Source organism: Jeotgalibacillus sp. 10bf12, from assembly GCF_055597105.1.
Window position 1 is genome coordinate 1628137 of record NZ_CP200276.1, and the last position, 17324, is coordinate 1645460.

Consider the following 17324-nt stretch of genomic DNA (forward strand, 5'->3'; position numbering starts at 1 on the left):
ATCATTGTGTATCGGGGTTCCTGCGAAAGTGCTGGATATCAAGAATGAAGAAGCATTGGTGGATGTAATGGGAGCAAAGATGTACGTTGGTACTTTTTTTGTTCCGGAAATAAACATCGGGGATTATGTACTATTGCATGCAGGTCAGGCGATGACCATCGTCAATCATACATTTGCGATGGAGAGTATGGAAGAGTGGAGGAATATTCTTGGTGAATAATCTGGAGCTGTTTTCTGATCATCATCTTGTGCACAGGTCTCTTGCTGCTTTCATTGAGCTCGCAGATGCATTCAAACTGGAAAAAGGCCGTATGCCTGTGTTAATGGAAGTGTGCGGTTCACATACAATGGCTTTTGCAAGAAGTGGAATTAAACAACGGTTAATTGATCATGTAAAGCTGATTGCCGGACCGGGCTGTCCCGTTTGCGTGACGGATCAAAAATCTATCGATGCAATGATTCAATTGGCTGATGAACCTGGTACGATTCTTTGCACTTTCGGTGATATGATGCGCGTTCCCGGGTCTGTATCCACCTTGATGAAGGCAAAAGCGGAAGGTAAAGATATACGGGTTGTTTACTCACCACTTGAAAGTGTAAAAATTGCACAGCAGCATCCTGATAAAGAAGTGATTTTTTTAGGAATCGGATTTGAAACCACGATTCCAATTCTGGCGCTTGCGATCAGAGAAGCTGAAAAGCTGGACCTGCATAACTTTACGATCTGGATGACAACAAAACTTGTTGAACCCGTATTGCGTGAGCTGCTGGAGGCCGGGGAAGTTAAGGTAGATGGATTTTTACTGCCTGGTCATGTATCTGTGGTACTCGGAAAGAACAGCTACGATTTTTTAATAAAAGAGTTTCAGGTGCCAGGTGTGATCTCCGGTTTTGAGCCTGTTCAGTTACTGACAGGAATGTATAAATTGGTTGACCTTCTTCATAATCAAAAGGTGGACATTATTAATGATTACACCCACGTAGTAAAAGAAGAAGGTAATCTGGTTGCGAGAGAATTACTACATACATATTTTGAACTGGCAGATGAAGCGTGGAGGGGCATGAGTATTATTCCTGACAGTGGGCTTGTTCTCAAAGAAAAGTACGCAAAATACGATGCGAAAAAGAAGTTTAATGTGGCGGTGAAAGAACCACGAAAAGTAAAATGCCGCTGTGGAGAAATTATCAGAGGTTTAATTAATCCTGAAGAATGTGTGTTATTTAATAAAGGCTGCACGCCTGTTCATCCTATTGGTCCTTGTATGGTTTCATCTGAAGGAACCTGCGCTGCACATTATCAATATATGAGGGAGGAATAAAACTTGGTTCAGCGAATCAGCATGGCCCACGGGGAAGGTGGAGAATTAACACACGAGCTGATTAAAAAAGTTTTTATGAAATACTTTCATAATCAGACACATGCCAGACTCGATGCTGCAATTCTTCCCTGGAACCCGAATGAAATTGTCATGACAACGGACAGTTACGTTGTGAATCCTATCTTTTTTCCAGGCGGCGATATTGGGAAATTAGCCGTAACTGGAACGGTGAACGATCTCGCGGTATCCGGTGCGAAGCCGGTTGCGATAACTGCCGGATTCATTATTGAAGAAGGGTTTAAACTCAATGATTTAAAAGAGATCGCAAAAAGCATGGCAAAGGAGGCAGAACATGCAGGCATTCAAATCGTTGCCGGAGATACAAAAGTGGTAGAGAGAGGGAGTGCAGATGGTATTTTTATCAATACCACAGGGATTGGACAGCTCTATGAACAGCGCTTAGAACCTGAAGCGATCGCAGAGGGAGATACCATCATTATTAGCGGTCCTATCGGAGAACATGGTGTGGCAATCATGAGTGCGAGAGAGGAACTGGGATTAATCACTGATATAACAAGTGATTGTGCTTCCCTTCATCACTTAGTTGAAGAAGTAATGAATAACGTTAAGGGTGTAAGAGTCATGCGTGACCCTACCCGGGGAGGACTCGCGACGACACTGGTTGAATTATGTGAAGATTTTCAGTTTGATCTGGAGTTGGAAGAGTCATGTATTCCCGTACCTGAAGCAGTGCATGGCGCATGCGATATTCTGGGGTTTGATCCGCTATATCTGGCTAATGAAGGAAAAGTGGTTTTTATTACAGAAGCGGGTCAGGAAAAAAAGCTGATGGAAGTCATTAAAAGCCATCCTTTAGGCGAAGGAGCTCAAGTGATCGGCCGGGTGAAATCCTGTGATCATGCGTCCGGGAAATTGTATTTGAAAACGCCAATTGGAACGACAAGGCGTTTATTTCGTCTGGCAGGCATGCTCTTGCCCAGAATTTGCTGATAAACGCAAAGACTAATTCATAGGTTAAGGAGAATTGCTTACTTGAGGAGGATAACATGCATAACACTCCGGAGTTGCTCAGGTTGCAGATAAAGCACCTGGTTGTTTTGGCACAGCGGGATCTTTACAACTTTTCTGAAGCACGAAATCCTTATATGACTGCTGAGCTGACGCTGCAGCGGTTAAGAGAAACATTATTTTCGATTCAGTCGATAGGGGATCAGTTGGCTCAGCATCACCATGTCCAGCAAGTTCAGGGTCAGATGCCGGCCTCCATATTTTTAGGACACTCTGCGATTCCACCCATTACACCGACGCCTCCGCTTCAATTCTATCAGCAGGCTAACCGTGACTTCACAGTGGAGGAACTTTCCACTTTTGATGGAAAAAACGGCAGACCTGCCTATGTAGCGGTTAACGGCGTTGTGTATGATGTAACGAATAATCGTGCCTGGGCGGCAGCGACGCATTTCGCATTAACAGCAGGAAAAGACCATAGTGGTGCATTTGCAAGCTGTCATGCAGGACAGGAGTCGATTTTAGCAACATTACCAGTGGCAGGGAGGCTTATCTAATGGAGAGATATATATTACCGCCCGAATCTCTGACAAACGAGGCGATTGCTTCAAGGTTAAAAAATCAGTTGAATGAACAGATCAGGCAGGGACTCATTAAAAAGAGAAATCTCGTCTACCTTGAACTTAACGGTTGCTCGGGTAATATTATTTCTTTATTAAATGGGCAGAATCCGGATTTCGAATATACCCTGAATTCAATGGTTAATCTCCGGTACAGCAACAGCTTGATGACTGCTGAAGGTGAACAAGCAATTGAGCAGCTGATGGAAGTGCTTGATGAAGATTACATTCTGGCGGTAGAAGGTGCCGTCGCGCTAAAAAATAACGGGTTATATAATGTGATCGGCCGATGGAAAGGTGAGCCTTTTACAGGACTGCAGGCAGCTCAGATGTTAGGAGAGAAAGCATCCCATATTCTGGCTGTAGGGGCTTGCGCCACACATGGAGGCGTATCAGCCGCCAAACCTAACCCTTCAGAGTCAGTCGGTCTGCAAACGGTTCTGCCTGACAAAAATATCATCAAATTAACGGGCTGCCCTGTTAATCCGGACTGGTTTTTAGGCACCTTAGCGCACATTTTGCTGTATGGAGAGCCTGAGACTGATAATCTGAACCGTCCGCTGATGTTTTACAGTACATTGATTCATGACCGTTGTCCACGCCGCCCGTTTTTTGACAGGGGAATTTTTGCTGAAAAGCTTGGTGACAAAACGTGTCTGTTCAAGCTCGGATGCCGTGGACCGGTTACGAGAGTAGATTGTCCCACCCGCCAATGGAACGGTCATGTAAACTGGCCGGTCGGAGCATCGACTCCCTGTATCGGTTGTGCGTCATTCGGTTTTCCGGATGCAATGGAGCCTTTTGTGAGCTATGACACAACAAGGATTGTACAGGATGAATAGAAAGATCATCATCAATCCGTTAACAAGAATCAGTGGGTTTATGGAAATAGACGTAACGGTTGAAAATAACCGGGTGGTTGATGCGAAGACAAAGGGGAACTTATTTCGTGGGTTTGAACAAATGATGGTCGGGAGAAAACCTTTTGATGCTGTTTATTTTACGCAGCGTATATGTGGGATCTGTTCAGCTGCTCACTCGATGGCGTCTTCTGTTGCATTAGAGGATGCGTTAAATATCACCCCTGTTGAACAGGGAAGATACTTGAGGGATATCATTCACTGCTGTGAGTATCTTCAAAATCATATCCGCCATTTTTATCAGTATACAGTACCCGACTTTGTAAAAATGGAACAGAACACACTTTTAGAGTCAGGCCACGAAGACTTCCGTCTGCCGAAAAAGGTCAATGACCGGATCGCCAGGCATTATTTTGATTCTCTTCCGATCAGCCGGTCAGCTCATCAGATGCTTGCCGTATTAGGCGGGAAGGCGCCTCATAATCATGGCGTATTTATTGGCGGAGTCACAACACAGGCTACTGCAGAAAAAGTTGTTACACTTGATGCGCTACTCGATGGCATCATTAAATTTATTGATGACAAAATGATTCCAGATGTATATGAAATTGCTCATTACTATCCGGAGTATTTTCAAATAGGAGGGGGTTACGGAAATTTACTCTCTTATGGAGCTTTTAATCATTACAAAGACCTGGGAACATTGTATGTTGACCCGCTCGTTTATTCAATGAACACGTTAGAGAAATTTGATGAAAGTAAAATTCAGGAGAAGATTGATTACTCCTGGTTTCAGGCTCCGGCAGACACTTATGACCCCAATTCACTGATGCCGGTTCCTGATCAAAACAAACAGAAAGCCTATTCCTGGGTAAAAGCCCCAAGATATAATGGTTTGCCCTTTGAAGTAGGACCGCTTGCGAGATTGATATTGAGCGAAAATTATCACAACAAGGTTTCCGCAATGGACCGGACCATTGCACGTGCACTTGAAGCGAAAAAAATAACAGAAATCATGAAGACACTGCTTTCTCAAATTGAGCCTGATATTGATGTGCAGAGAAAGTATGAAGTTCCCGAAAGTGCTGAGGGGAGAGGGCTTGTAGATACAACAAGAGGAGCCCTTGGACACTGGCTGAAAATCAAAGACAAAAAATTATCCTTCTATCAAATTATTACGCCTTCAACATGGGATTTTTCTACAAAGGATGATCAGGGATACAGAGGGGTTGCTGAGGAGGCACTCATCGGTACGCCTATTCAAAATCCGGACAAACCTGCAGAAATCGGGCGGATTCTCCGGTCATTTGACCCCTGCATGTCTTGTGCGACTCATGTATACAGCACAGGAAATCCAGTCAAAACAATTAAGGTGTTTTGATGAAAAAAGTAATTGTTTTAGGTATTGGAAACCGGCTGATGATGGATGACGGGATCGGAATATATCTTGTGGAAGCACTGGCGGAAGATCATCATGATGACCAGGTTCAATATTTGATTGGAGAATCTGATGTGGATTACTGTCTGGAACAAATTCATGGAGCAGATACAGTCATCATTGTCGATGCAGCTTTCAATCATAAAAAAGCAGGTGACGTGAGTATACTTCCACTTGAAGAACTGCGGCAGCAGCAAAGTCTGGACATCTCACCACACAATATTCATCTCTTTAACGCGCTGTATCAGCAAAAAGATGAAATAAAGGGTTATCTGATTGCAATAGAACCATTTGCTATCCATTTTCAAATCGGACTGAGTAAAGTGCTGGATGAAAAATGGGAGCAGATAAAAGCTGAAGTTGAAAAGAAAATTAACATGCTGAAGGTTGAAACTGAAGGATAGGATCAGACCTTATTCTTCAGTTTTTTTATGCTTATAAACCGCCTCAATGAATGTGGTCTGTGTGATCATAATTGTTAATATATTCTTATTAATAGAACAGCCTTTCTGGTAAGTTTACGGTGAAATGTAAATAAGTTTAAGGAGCACAAGTGATGAGAAAAGCATTAGTCATCTTATTATTACTGATTTTACTTTCAGCCACAGGGTTCGGTTTTATGAAAGCAGTTCAGGCAAGTGTTGAGAAAAGTGTCATCGAATATTTAATCACTGAAAAGAACATTTCAGAAGATCAGATCATTGTCAGTGAACCTTTCATTGCCAATCTCCCGGGTGAAAAAAACTGGATGGTCGGAATCAGGCTGAAAGATGATGAAAAAACCTATTATTACTATAGAAGCAACGGCGAAGTCCTTTTAGAATCGTACACAGAAAAAGGAATAGAGCATGTTGATTGAGAAGGAGCGAAGGATGGGGTCTGACCCTTTACTGCGCTCCTGTTCTGTTAAAACAAGACTCTTACCTTTACCAAATCAATGACACTCCCGTCTTTTGCGCTTCTTGCATATACCCATAGTTCTCCTGTCTGAGCTGTAGGGTTACGGTCAAATTTGATCGGGATAGAGTATGCACCGAATGCAGGACCGCCTTCAGAGGCCTGGATCGGCGCTTCATTGGTTACGATTGTTCCATTTGCATCTGCGATTTTATATAAAATTGCGCCTTCAAATGCGCGGGCGAAGCCGGAGAGCGTTGTGCCCCGGCTGATTTTTGTTCCCGGGAGTGGACTGAAGACGACGATATTAGTTGATGAAGGAAGCGGGATCAGGAAGCGGTAACCCTGAAAGATCACATCAGGTGAGAAGCCTGGCCGCTGTTCATTTGCTTTTAGTATGTCAGAGAGCGGAATCCCGAACCGAGCAGCAATTTTGTTGAGCGTATCACCTGATTCCACCTGATAGACAAATGCAGGAATGAGCAATCTATCATTCACGTATATGAGCCCGGGATCGGCCAGCTGCGGGTTGATGCCAAAAAGTAAATCGACAGTCGTTGAGTAACGCTGGGCAAGGCGGTAAAGATTATCACCAGGCGCAATGACCTGGTTCGTCTGATTCGTACCAGCTCTTGTTACGAGCAGCACCTGCCCCGGGAAAATCAGGCCGGGATCTGTAAATGGCGGGTATAACGCATTGGCAGTTTCGATTTCAACCACGCTGCTTCCAAATCTTCGTGCAATTGAAAATAGTGTATCACCAGGCTGAACAGTATAGACGAAATGCGTGCCACTGACGATCGGCATATCATTCACTCCTTAATAGGTTAGGTCCATATTCTATTTAAGGTATTCATCTTACTTTTGAATCATGATTCGCAGAAGGAATGAAATGGTCACCATTTAACAAAAGAAATGAAACTTTTCAAAACATTTCCACGTAATTGAAATATGAAAGGATGGGGATGGGATGAAGAAAATCATTAGAATTGGTCTGGTGTCTGTCATATTACTTACAGCATGTGAAGAGGCGGACCAGACATTAATGGAGGAACAGACTGAGGAGCTTGTGGTCAATAGGGATTTTGAAGCACCTCCTGGAGCTGCTGATTACCTGCATAACTATCAGGATACAGTTATTCCTGAACTCGATGCAGATACGCTAAAATCACTGACTGAGGAGCGTGAATTGGCAGATCAGCTGACCCATGAAGATATGGAAAATGATCTGAAGACTTTTTTGAGTGCGATGCGCTATGGGTATGGTCCGTATGAATTTTATGGAGGAGATGAAGCATTTCTGTCTGCAGCAGATGAAATGATGCAGTGGATCAGCTCTTCGGAACCAGAAGTTGACGGAGAGGAATATGCAGATCAATTGATAGAGAGCTTTTCGTTTATAAAAGACCAGCATTTCTGGATTAATGGACAGAATGCTTATGAAAAAGAGGTTGTGCAGTATGGAGTTGAGGAATGGACTTTCACGAAAGAAAATGAAGCATACTTTTTTAATGATGAAGAAGTTACGCTGATTAATGATGAATCGCCGCGGGACATTTTAAAGCCGTCACTTGATGAAAACGGTGAATTGATTTACCGGGCTGTTTCATTGTCAGGGGGTGAAGCTGAACAGTGGGAGGTTGAAACAGAGGAGGATATCCATACAGCAAAGCCGCAAAAGCTGTTTACGAATCCAGGTGGAATGAAGCCGTTTGAAGTGAGTGACACAGATGGAGGCATTCCGGTTATTACAATCCGGACAATGATGGTATATGAAGATGACCAATATACTTATGCTGATATGCTGGATACAGTTGATTTAATTAAAGAAGCACCTGCAGCCATTTTAGACTTAAGAAATAACATGGGGGGGAATCTTTATTTAGTAAACAAATTTATTCATGATCTGACAGGCTCCCCACCCTCACATTCGGAATTCGTTTTTCTCGAGACGAATACTGTTCATGCGCTATTATCTCATACAAGAGAAACGTTAGAAGAGACCGGTCTGGATTCGGAAACGTTCTACGATCACCTGCCACAGGCCGTTTATGGAGAATATGATGCAAGTCTTACGGACTTGAGTCCGACTTCAAGGGTGGAGACATTTGGTACGGAATGGGCAGGTACAGGTGTCGAAATTTCAGAAGAACCATCTCTTGACACGCCACTCTATGTACTGATGAATGAAAACACAGCATCAGCCGGTGAAATTATGGTTGAAGGACTAATGGAATATGACAATACGGTTCTCATTGGCGGACCTTCAGCAGGCGTTTTTACAAGTGATATGGGATCAATGATCTTCCTACCGCATTCTGGGATTGTGATTGGTATGCCGTCCATGCTGATTATGAGTCCTTATTCTTATGGAAGAGAAGCCGTTGGATTGGAGCCGGACGTATGGCTCGCAGGTGATGGGGTGATGGAGCGTACGGTTAAGTGGGCGGAGAGTAGATTGGCAGATGAAGAGTAAGGGTTTTGAAGCGTATTAGCGTTGAAAAGGTAAATAGCACCGATCAAAAATGAACGCCTCGATTGCCGGGGCGTTCATTTTTGAGTGAAATACTTAAGTAACTCTCCTGCTTCTTGTATATGTATAACCTGCTGCAATGATCGCTCCCACTATATTTAAGCCAAGCATGATCATATAGTAAAAAGAATCCGAGCCCTGAATCAGGTAGCTTGAATATCTGATTATGTTAAAAGCTAACAATCCTATAAGCAACAATGTTACTTTACTCATCCATCATCCTCCTTTGAAAAATAAGTCTACTATTATTACGTGTGAAAACGGGTGGGGTTTCACTTATCCTTAAAATTCCCACTTTTGGTTACGATCTTTCAATTGTATGATAGACTGATTAAATATCAGATGAAGGAGTTTTTTGATGCTACTCAGAGGATTTATCACGGTCGCAGCGATACTCGTGATGATCGCTGCATCTTACAGCTTTAATAATGAACCTAGCCATTTTTCGACTTTATTTTTAGGGTTATCACTCAGCAGCCTGTTTTTGCTGATTGGGCTAAAAGAGTGGCCGAAGGAAAAAGGAAAAGTACCCGGCGTTATTATGTTTATTGGGGCAGTAGCGGTTTTTATTCAAATGATCAGTATTAGTGTGGGGAACTGATCAGAAAGGGGGAATAAATGTCTGTGCAAAAATCAAAGACTGTCACCTGGCAGCCTGAGGGAATTGAACATTTAGAGGGAAAGAATCCGAGTTATCTTTTCCTGAAATCAATCAAAGTAGATCCGAATTTCCTCGAAATCCTGATTAGCGACTTTAAGGGACACACGATCCGGATTGTGTATGATCAGGGATGCGCTGCTGACTATGCAGTATGGCATTTCGAGTATGATACACATGATGGCAGAATGGACCTGAGATATGATCTGGATGTACAAATTCCAGCTGATCATAATCATACAATCCCTTATTTCATGAAAACCTACCATGCCCCGGAACTTGAAATCTACAAGCGCAGTATCACACTTGCAGATGCCATTCCGCGTGCAGAAACCCATTTATATTCTACGATCAATGAATTTTTCAGGGTGATTAGTGAATATGATCCGGTGATTACGGTTTACGAAGGCTAATGAGTTTTAATCTTCTTCTGTTCTAACATCTCTATCAAAACGGTTAAAAACCCATCTGTAAATCAAATAATAAACAATCGCTATCGGGATAGCTGTTGAGAAGTATAGAATCCCGTTAACAAGCCCATCTTTGGGTATAAAACTATGATAATATGAAACGATACTGCCGGTCAGCAGGATATAAAGTACTTTTAAAATTTTCAATGACACCATCACTCTCTTCTGCCAAACTCGTAATTAATTCTTATGTAAAAGCATTTTCTTAATCACCCTGATCTGCCCGCGGTGATTGATCTCATCCTCCATCACATGATACCAGAACCAGTAGTTATTATGAGCTACGCCGTTATCCCACGTCCCCTCTCTAAACAACCATTCTTCATTTTTTGAGTTTAAAATGAAATAGGTTTTTTCCCTGGTTTCCTGCAGGGTGTTCAAGTAATACTCAAGTGGCTGATTTCTGATCTCGCGGTTTGCTTCAGGTCCGAGTAGTAATGCAGTTTTCCATTTTAAAAGTTCTTCTTCATTCAAATCTCTGTTTTCATGTGAAATCACTTGGTAAACAAAATCTACTGAAGCAATATGCATAAGTAACGCACCTATTGAGTTTGCGCCATCATAAGCGATGAAATCAAGATCATCCTGACTCAGATTTTTTATATCTTCGAGCAACACTGCTCTTGAATAATCAAGCATTGCAACCAGCTCACCGATCTTTCCATCAAAGCCTTCTTTTTGCTTAATCGTAAAATTCATGAACATCCCCCTTTAAAGCATCGTATATATCTAATGATAACAGTAAAAAAATGGAGAACAATACTGATAGATTTAGAGGGAAAATGCTATAATTAAAACAGATACACATTGCGAGAGAAGAAGTGTCAAAAAGACGATCCTGATTGATTGGATCGTCTTTTTTTATACAATACATTAAAACGTACATTCATAAATGTGAAAAATTTTGAATCGAAAAGGTAGATTGTGTCGTCAATAGGGAAGCATATATATAGGTGTCAAATTTCCTGTGTGTCTTCATTCGATATCCGGATAAATGGTTACTTTTGGAAACTTCTGATACCATATACATAATGAATAAACTTGGGGGTCTTTGATGAAAACAAAACTGGCAGGACTTACAGTTATGCTAACGGCTGTCTTTTTAACAGGTTGTCAGGAAGAACCGGTTACACCGGAAGAACGTCTTGGTGAATATGTATCGCACTGGAACGAGCAGGACTTTGATGTGATGTTTGAGGAATACTCAACAACCGAGTCGAAAGAAACTTTTACTGAAGAAGAAATGATTGACTACTGGTCAAAAGTCTATGGTGATATCGAGATATCGAACCTGGATGTTTCAATGGTAGAAGTTCCTGAGGATAAAGAATGGCCAGAAGAGGAGCCTGCTGAGATCGGAATCAGTGTGGCATTCGACACGTTTGCCGGACCGGTTTCTTACAGCAAAAATGTAACGCTGATCAATGAGGAACGCGAGGAAGAAATGAACTGGTATGTGGATTGGGAACGTTCATTTATTCTGCCTGATCTTGAACCGGATGATCAGATTCAAATTTCATCCACCAAGGGTGTGCGCGGTGAGCTGTTTGACCGCAATGGCAATCCTCTGGCGATTAATGGCACAGGCTACCGGTTAGGCGTGATTGCAGGTGATGTGTCAGATGAATCTAAAAGCGAACTTGCGGAAGCCTTATCGATCACCACCGAAGAAATTGACAGCGCGCTGGATCAGGGTTGGGTGAGTGATGGTTTGTTTGTACCTATTCAGGATTTACCGCGTTCGCAGGAAGAAGTGTTAAATGGACTGAATAACCTTGAAGGTGTCGATTATCAGACAGTCGATATGAGGGAATATCCATATGGTGAAGCCGTGTCTCACCTGACAGGCTATATCGCCCCAATCAGCGCTGAACAGCTCGAGGAAGCTGAAGGCGATGGTTATACATCGACTGATTTGTATGGCCAAAGAGGTCTGGAGCAATTGTTAAATGATCGTCTGCGGCCAAAAGCGGGCGGAATTATCGCAATTGAAAAAGGTGAGGAAGTCATTACGGTGACAGAAAATGCACCGGAAGATGGAGAAAGTATGACACTCACCATTGACGCTGAACTCCAGCGCACGGCATTTGAAGCAATGGATGGTCAGCCGGGAACTGCTGCTGCAGTGGATCCGGGGACAGGAGAAACACTTGTGCTTGCAAGTTCACCTGGATTTGATCCAACAGAATTGTCCCTTGGTATCAGTAGCGAACGCCGTGCTGAATTGGAAGAAAATCCAGACCAGCCTTTACTGAACCGCTTTTCAGCAGCATTTGCACCAGGGTCAACACAAAAGACGATTACTGCTGCAATCGGAGTAGAAGCAGGAACGGTTGATCCGAATGAAGGATTCACGATTAATGATGGGTTGACCTGGAGTAAAGACGGCTGGGGTGACTTTCAAGTAACACGTGTATATGAAACAGAAAATCCAGTAGACCTGAACAAAGGCCTTGTTTATTCTGACAACATTTATTTTGCAATGGTGGCACTCGACATGGGTGCAGAAACGCTAGTTGAAGGACTTGAATCTTATGGCTATGAAGAAGAAATGCCGTTTACCTATCCAATGACAGATTCACAGATTTCAAATGACGGTACAATTGGTTCAGAGGGGCAGCTTGTAGATACTTCTTACGGACAGGGTGAAATGCTGACCAATATCCTGCATCTTGCTTCCATGTATGAAGTGGTGATCACAAACGGCACAATCATGAAGCCGCTCCTGCTTGAGGAAGAAGAGCCTGAAGTCTGGAAAGAGGGACTTTTATCTGAAGAAAATGCTACACTTTTAAGAACGGATCTGCGCGAAGTTGTTACTGAAGGCTTCGCTCAGCCGGCAAATATTGATGAAGTCAGTATCGCAGGTAAAACCGGAACAGCTGAACTGAAACTTGCCGGAGAAGAGTCCGGAAAAGAAAATGGATTCTTTGTCGCTTACGACCAAAACGATCCAAGATTTGTGATGGCGATGATGATCGAAAGCGTGGAAGATAAGGGAGGAAGCACCTACGTTTCTGAGCTTGTGACTGAGGTGTTTTTGAATCAATAAGTTATTGAGAGGCGCGGTTTTTGCGCCTCTTTTTTTGTGGGAGAAATATAGTATAAAGTAAACCGGATCAGTATTTTTAGCGGCTGTGACGGTGGAAACCTAGATTTGGTTTGTAATTAAGACACCTTTTGCAATATATCTATCGGCAATATAATGATTCGGTCAGCAATCGGAAAGATTCAATCAGCAGTGGTTTGGCGGAGGAGAATTCCAATACCAATGAGCATGATTCGGTCAGCAATCGGATTTATTTCATCACCTTTTCGAGAATTCGCCCGCAGACGTCCCCGCCCTGCACCCCACCAGAATCCCAACTACATACAAAAAAGGGAGACCCGGATTTGTTTTTTGAAACGTTTTCTATTTCTTCTGACTCTAATAGTCAAAGGAGTTGATCCTGTTGGAGCATAATCTTGAAACAGTAAAGCGCGCAATTGACGGTGACCGTTATGCGCTTCAGGAATTACTGCATATTGAAAAGCCAAAGCTTTACAGGATGGCTTATACATATGTAAGAAATGAAGATGAAGCAGTTGAGGTATTTCAGCAGACTGTTTTGAAATGTATTGAGTCTATTCACCAATTGAAGCGGCCGGAATACTTCTCTACCTGGCTGACCAGAATCTGTATCAATGAAGCATTATCACTGAAACGAAAAGGAAAAAAGCTGATCCAGCTTTCTGAACTGATTAGACAGTCAGGTGGGAAGGACTTTTCAAATGAAATTGTTCACGGTCTGGATGTGAAGGAGGCACTTGAAGCGTTGCCTGATAAATATAAGACTGTGCTGATACTACGGTTTTATAGGGATTTGTCAGTACAGGATATTGCTAATGTGCTGAACTGTCCGCTCGGAACTGTTAAGACCAATATTCACAGAGGACTATCACATCTGAAAGCCCAGTTGAAAGGAGTGTATGAAGATGACACTGGAAAGAGATTCAATTAAAACTGCGATGGAATCAATTCCATTACCTGAAGATCGTTTGGATCGTATCATTGATCAGTCGGTATTTAATCATACAAAGATAAAAAAGCCGACAATTAAAGCTTATGTAAAGCCGCTTTCTGCTGCGGTAGTAGTGCTTGGGATCGGAAGTACACTAATGGTTACAACACCTGTCGGTCAACAGATGGTTTCATACTTACCCTTCGTAGAGTCGGGTTTCACGACAGGATCGGGAGAGTTCAGCAGACCTGAAAAGGCCGTCTATCCTTTAGATGAAAGAATTAGTGAGCAGTTTGTTGAGATTCATTTTACAGAAGTATCTGTAGCGGGTAATCAAGTTGATATTACTTATCAGCAAATTGTGGATCCTGAATTCTATCAAAAAGAAATGGGTATTGAAGCAGAGCTGTTTGCTATTGATAATCTGAACAATCATTATGATGTTCCTTACAATAGTGGGACTGGTTATGGAGAAGGAACGCCAGAAGATATCTACTGGACAGCTACACTTCATGATTTAAGCTTACTTGCAACGTCTGTCACATTTATTCCAATGGCAACCGTTAGCGATGGAGCAATGATGGATGGGGGAACTTCTGAGATTTTCGAATATGATGCGCTTAAAGTGAATCTTATCGATGGCAGCGTGGAGATTGTAGAGAGTCCGGGACTGCCTGCAAAAGTATATGAAAGATGGTGAAAGGGATTAAAGAAATATAGCTACTTTAGTAAAACCTTTAACAGAGTGGCCCGCTCATTAGCACGAACCGGTGGTTGCTAGAAGACTGCCGGTTTTTGCTGAGTTAGAGATTGAGACACCTTTTGTGATATATCTATCGGCAATTTGATTATTCGATCAGCATTTGCACAGATTTAATTAGTAATAGATTTATGATCGGGAATTCCATCATCAATCAGTTGGATTTGATCAGCAATCAGATTCATTCCATCACCTTTTTGAGGATTCATCCGCCGACCCGGGTCTACCTTGGAACAAAAAAACACGGAGGCTAACTCCGTGTTAAAGTCAATTTTCTTCAATGATCTGTTCTTCCGCCGCCTGAAACTCCCCGGTATCTCCTATGTAAATGGGACCGTTAGCATGATCGATTCTGATTGGCCACTCATAAGGTGCCAGCAGCCGTCTTGCGATATGTCTCCAGAAATCAGTTGATTCTTTTTCAAAGTCCTGAAAATCTTTTAATAGTTCTTTGTAAGAGGACCCATCGAACTGAATATTCATATCCTGGAGCCGCATAAATGCTACATGCCGGATCTCAAGGTTTGCTGCCTGTTCCATTTCTTCTTCAGTTGCCTCACCAATGATTGTTCCTGGCGGCGGCATCATTTCATACACATTATCAAATTCAATTACTTCTTCATCATCGTGATGTTTTGACATACTCGACTCTCCTAACCTGTTAAATTATTCTAAATATATCACTGTTTTTGCAAAAAGATATGGATCTTAAGACCTGTAAAACGTAAAAAAACCCGGCTCAAAGTCCGGGTCTGTATCTTAATGCGCCATCATTTCGTGTGCAATTTCTTCACCATCCATGGGTAATATGTCGGCCAGTTCACGACTTCATCAAGCAACGCTTCACGGTCATCGCCCCAATACAGGTGATAGTGATCCGCATCTGTCGGGGAAATTCCGTGGTCACTGAACTGAATGTATGCAGGCATTGTGCCTTCCTGCTCTTCTTGCAGTTTAAAGACATAACGGACGCCGCGGTTTCCTGCTTCGTAATTCAGTACCTCGTATCCATCGTATGTGTAGATGCCTGAAGATTGTTCGCCGTTTTCATAGAATGTGAATGTATCTTCCTCAATGACAATCCGGTCCACACCAGTTACATATCCTTCAGTATAATATTCCTTGTACGCTTCAGCAGTTTTATCGCCTTCCTCTGCCTTATGCTCAAATACTTCATCGAGTGTTCCATCCTGAAGATAAGGATAGACTGACTGCCAGTCACCTTCCCAGTCAGAGAGTGGACGATCTTCTATCTGATCATCTTCAAAATAACCATCATAAATTTTTTGTGCTTCTTTATCGAGATCATGGCTATGATCGTGACTGTGATCATGGTCATGCTCTTCCGGCTCTACAGCGGGTGCTGTAGAAAGCGCGATGTTCAGCTGCTCAAGATTACGCTTCATTAGAGAAAAGTAATCTTCACCATTTTCAATATCCTCATCAGTTAATACAGACAGGTTATGCAGCATAAGCGTTTCTGCGCCAATTTCTTCTCTAACAACTTCAGCGATTTTTGTGGTAACGTTTTGCTCAAAAAAGACATGCTGTAATTCATAAGCTTCAGCAGTTTCCACGATTTCCTGAAGCTCCTTTTGAGACGGCTCCTGTGTCGGGCTCAGACCTGAGACTGCAATCTGATGAACGTCATATGCTTCTTCCCAGTACCCATAGGCAGCATGTGAAACAATAAAATGATTACCGGATGCTTGTTCAATACTTGAAGAGAATTCCTGGTCCAATGCTTCAAGTTCAGCCTTCAATGACTCGAAGTTTTCGTTAAATAATGCTTCATCATCCGGCTGCAGATTTATTAGTAATTCTTTAATATTTTCAGCCATTTCAATCGAACGGATTGGATCGAGCCAGACATGCGGATCATAGTCCCCGTGATCATGATCGTGATCGTGTCCATGGTCATGGTCATGCGCGCCTTCACTCAATTCAATGCCATCAGTTGCTTCGGCAATTAACACATTTTCAGATTCTACAGCTTCAGCAATGCTGTCTGCAAAACCTTCCAGACCTGCACCGTTCATAATAAATGCATCTGCTTCAGCAATCGCAATGACATCTTTTGAAGTAGGTTCATATGTATGTGAGTCAGAACCGGGCGGAAGGATTGAACTTACGTCAGCTTCATCACCTGCAATTCGCTCTGCGAAAAATTGGAGCGGATAGACCGTTGTATAGATCGAGAGAGGGTCAGACTCTGATGACTCAGCAGACGAACCTTCTTCGTTATTATTTCCACACGCAGCAAGCGCAACAACACTTAATAAACTTAACGACATAAACCATTTTTTATTCATTATTTGCCTCCTTATTTAAAATCACAATGAATAATATATCGTAATGATTACGTTTTGTAAATAAGAATAATTACGATTTAATAGATATGGTTCTTTTGGATCTGGAATATGTCAGATGGTTTTTGTTAAGGGAAGAGTGAGGTTGGGCTTGATTACGTCAGCTTTTAGAATATATCTATCGGCAATCTCATTATTCAATCATCAATTGCATGGATTCGATCAGCAGTGGCTGGGCGGTGGAGAATTCCATCATCAATCAGTATGATTCGATCAGCAACCGGATTTATTCCATCACCTTTTCAAAAATTCGCCACCCAACGACGTCCAGACACGAACAACGCTTATACCTCAATCCTCAAACCACCAATATCCCAACTGCATACAAAAAAGGCAGACGCAGGTCTGCCTTTAATCACCTGGTAAAAGT

At 42.5% G+C, this 17324-nt stretch carries 20 protein-coding genes; 14 read left to right on the top strand and 6 right to left on the bottom strand.

Annotation, left to right across the window (positions count from 1 at the left end; all coding sequences use genetic code 11):
- Positions 1-4 precede the first annotated feature (4 nt).
- From DH10bf12_RS08575 to DH10bf12_RS08610, 8 genes are all read left to right on the top strand, one after another.
- Positions 5-220 (top strand): HypC/HybG/HupF family hydrogenase formation chaperone, encoded by a 216-nt coding sequence (locus DH10bf12_RS08575; RefSeq protein ID WP_471738075.1) that lies wholly within the window; start codon positions 5-7, stop codon positions 218-220.
- Positions 210-1319, top strand: coding sequence for a hydrogenase formation protein HypD (gene hypD / locus DH10bf12_RS08580; RefSeq protein WP_471738076.1), 1110 nt, complete (start codon positions 210-212; stop codon positions 1317-1319). The genes DH10bf12_RS08575 and hypD overlap by 11 nt, the downstream gene beginning before the upstream one ends.
- A 3-nt stretch (positions 1320-1322) precedes the next feature.
- Complete coding sequence (hypE, locus tag DH10bf12_RS08585) at positions 1323-2330, top strand: hydrogenase expression/formation protein HypE (RefSeq protein ID WP_471738077.1); 1008 nt, start codon at positions 1323-1325, stop codon at positions 2328-2330.
- A 56-nt stretch (positions 2331-2386) separates the two neighbouring features.
- Positions 2387-2905: a cytochrome b5 domain-containing protein gene (locus tag DH10bf12_RS08590; RefSeq protein ID WP_471738078.1), complete on the top strand. Its 519-nt coding sequence runs from the start codon at positions 2387-2389 to the stop codon at positions 2903-2905.
- Entirely contained in the window at positions 2905-3810 is a 906-nt protein-coding gene (locus DH10bf12_RS08595; RefSeq protein ID WP_471738079.1) for a hydrogenase small subunit, read from the top strand. Before DH10bf12_RS08590 ends, DH10bf12_RS08595 begins: the two co-directional genes overlap by 1 nt.
- Positions 3803-5209, top strand: a complete 1407-nt coding sequence (locus DH10bf12_RS08600) for a nickel-dependent hydrogenase large subunit (RefSeq protein ID WP_471738080.1) — start codon at positions 3803-3805, stop codon at positions 5207-5209. Before DH10bf12_RS08595 ends, DH10bf12_RS08600 begins: the two co-directional genes overlap by 8 nt.
- On the top strand, positions 5209-5670 hold the full coding sequence (locus DH10bf12_RS08605) for a hydrogenase maturation protease (protein WP_471738081.1): 462 nt from the start codon (positions 5209-5211) through the stop codon (positions 5668-5670). Before DH10bf12_RS08600 ends, DH10bf12_RS08605 begins: the two co-directional genes overlap by 1 nt.
- Positions 5671-5822: 152 nt before the next feature.
- Entirely contained in the window at positions 5823-6125 is a 303-nt protein-coding gene (locus DH10bf12_RS08610) for a hypothetical protein (protein ID WP_471738082.1), read from the top strand.
- A 47-nt stretch (positions 6126-6172) separates the two neighbouring features.
- Here DH10bf12_RS08610 and DH10bf12_RS08615 read toward each other — a convergent pair whose 3' ends face one another.
- Positions 6173-6970, bottom strand: coding sequence for a LysM peptidoglycan-binding domain-containing protein (locus tag DH10bf12_RS08615; protein WP_471738083.1), 798 nt, complete (start codon positions 6968-6970; stop codon positions 6173-6175).
- A gap of 163 nt (positions 6971-7133) precedes the next feature.
- On the opposite strand from DH10bf12_RS08615, the gene DH10bf12_RS08620 reads away from it, so the two are divergent.
- On the top strand, positions 7134-8639 hold the full coding sequence (locus DH10bf12_RS08620) for a S41 family peptidase (protein ID WP_471738084.1): 1506 nt from the start codon (positions 7134-7136) through the stop codon (positions 8637-8639).
- A 93-nt stretch (positions 8640-8732) separates the two neighbouring features.
- On the opposite strand, the gene DH10bf12_RS08625 is transcribed toward DH10bf12_RS08620, so the two are convergent.
- A complete protein-coding gene (locus DH10bf12_RS08625) occupies positions 8733-8909 on the bottom strand; it encodes a hypothetical protein (RefSeq protein ID WP_471738085.1) in 177 nt (58 codons plus the stop codon).
- 145 nt (positions 8910-9054) lie between these two features.
- On the opposite strand from DH10bf12_RS08625, the gene DH10bf12_RS08630 reads away from it, so the two are divergent.
- Both DH10bf12_RS08630 and DH10bf12_RS08635 read left to right on the top strand, forming a co-directional pair.
- Complete coding sequence (locus tag DH10bf12_RS08630) at positions 9055-9297, top strand: hypothetical protein (RefSeq protein WP_471738086.1); 243 nt, start codon at positions 9055-9057, stop codon at positions 9295-9297.
- A gap of 17 nt (positions 9298-9314) precedes the next feature.
- Positions 9315-9767, top strand: coding sequence for a hypothetical protein (locus DH10bf12_RS08635; RefSeq protein WP_471738087.1), 453 nt, complete (start codon positions 9315-9317; stop codon positions 9765-9767).
- Between the two features lie 6 nt (positions 9768-9773).
- Here the strand turns inward: DH10bf12_RS08635 and DH10bf12_RS08640 are convergent, their stop codons facing one another.
- A complete protein-coding gene (locus DH10bf12_RS08640; protein ID WP_471738088.1) occupies positions 9774-9980 on the bottom strand; it encodes a hypothetical protein in 207 nt (68 codons plus the stop codon).
- 24 nt (positions 9981-10004) lie between these two features.
- Positions 10005-10523 carry a DinB family protein gene (locus DH10bf12_RS08645; protein ID WP_471738089.1) on the bottom strand — a complete coding sequence of 173 codons (519 nt, stop codon included), beginning with the start codon at positions 10521-10523 and terminating at the stop codon, positions 10005-10007.
- 355 nt (positions 10524-10878) lie between these two features.
- Between DH10bf12_RS08645 and DH10bf12_RS08650 the strand changes: the two genes are divergently transcribed.
- From DH10bf12_RS08650 to DH10bf12_RS08660, 3 genes are all read left to right on the top strand, one after another.
- Entirely contained in the window at positions 10879-12876 is a 1998-nt protein-coding gene (locus DH10bf12_RS08650) for a penicillin-binding transpeptidase domain-containing protein (protein WP_471738090.1), read from the top strand.
- A gap of 400 nt (positions 12877-13276) precedes the next feature.
- On the top strand, positions 13277-13825 hold the full coding sequence (locus tag DH10bf12_RS08655) for a sigma-70 family RNA polymerase sigma factor (protein WP_471738091.1): 549 nt from the start codon (positions 13277-13279) through the stop codon (positions 13823-13825).
- Positions 13800-14525, top strand: coding sequence for a hypothetical protein (locus tag DH10bf12_RS08660; RefSeq protein WP_471738092.1), 726 nt, complete (start codon positions 13800-13802; stop codon positions 14523-14525). Before DH10bf12_RS08655 ends, DH10bf12_RS08660 begins: the two co-directional genes overlap by 26 nt.
- 327 nt (positions 14526-14852) lie before the next feature.
- Here DH10bf12_RS08660 and DH10bf12_RS08665 read toward each other — a convergent pair whose 3' ends face one another.
- Both DH10bf12_RS08665 and DH10bf12_RS08670 read right to left on the bottom strand, forming a co-directional pair.
- On the bottom strand, positions 14853-15227 hold the full coding sequence (locus DH10bf12_RS08665; RefSeq protein WP_471738093.1) for a hypothetical protein: 375 nt from the start codon (positions 15225-15227) through the stop codon (positions 14853-14855).
- A 128-nt stretch (positions 15228-15355) separates the two neighbouring features.
- The gene (locus DH10bf12_RS08670) at positions 15356-16897 is read right to left on the bottom strand and encodes a metal ABC transporter solute-binding protein, Zn/Mn family (RefSeq protein ID WP_471738094.1); all 1542 of its coding nucleotides are present in this window, start codon (positions 16895-16897) and stop codon (positions 15356-15358) included.
- Between the last annotated feature and the right edge of the window lie 427 nt (positions 16898-17324).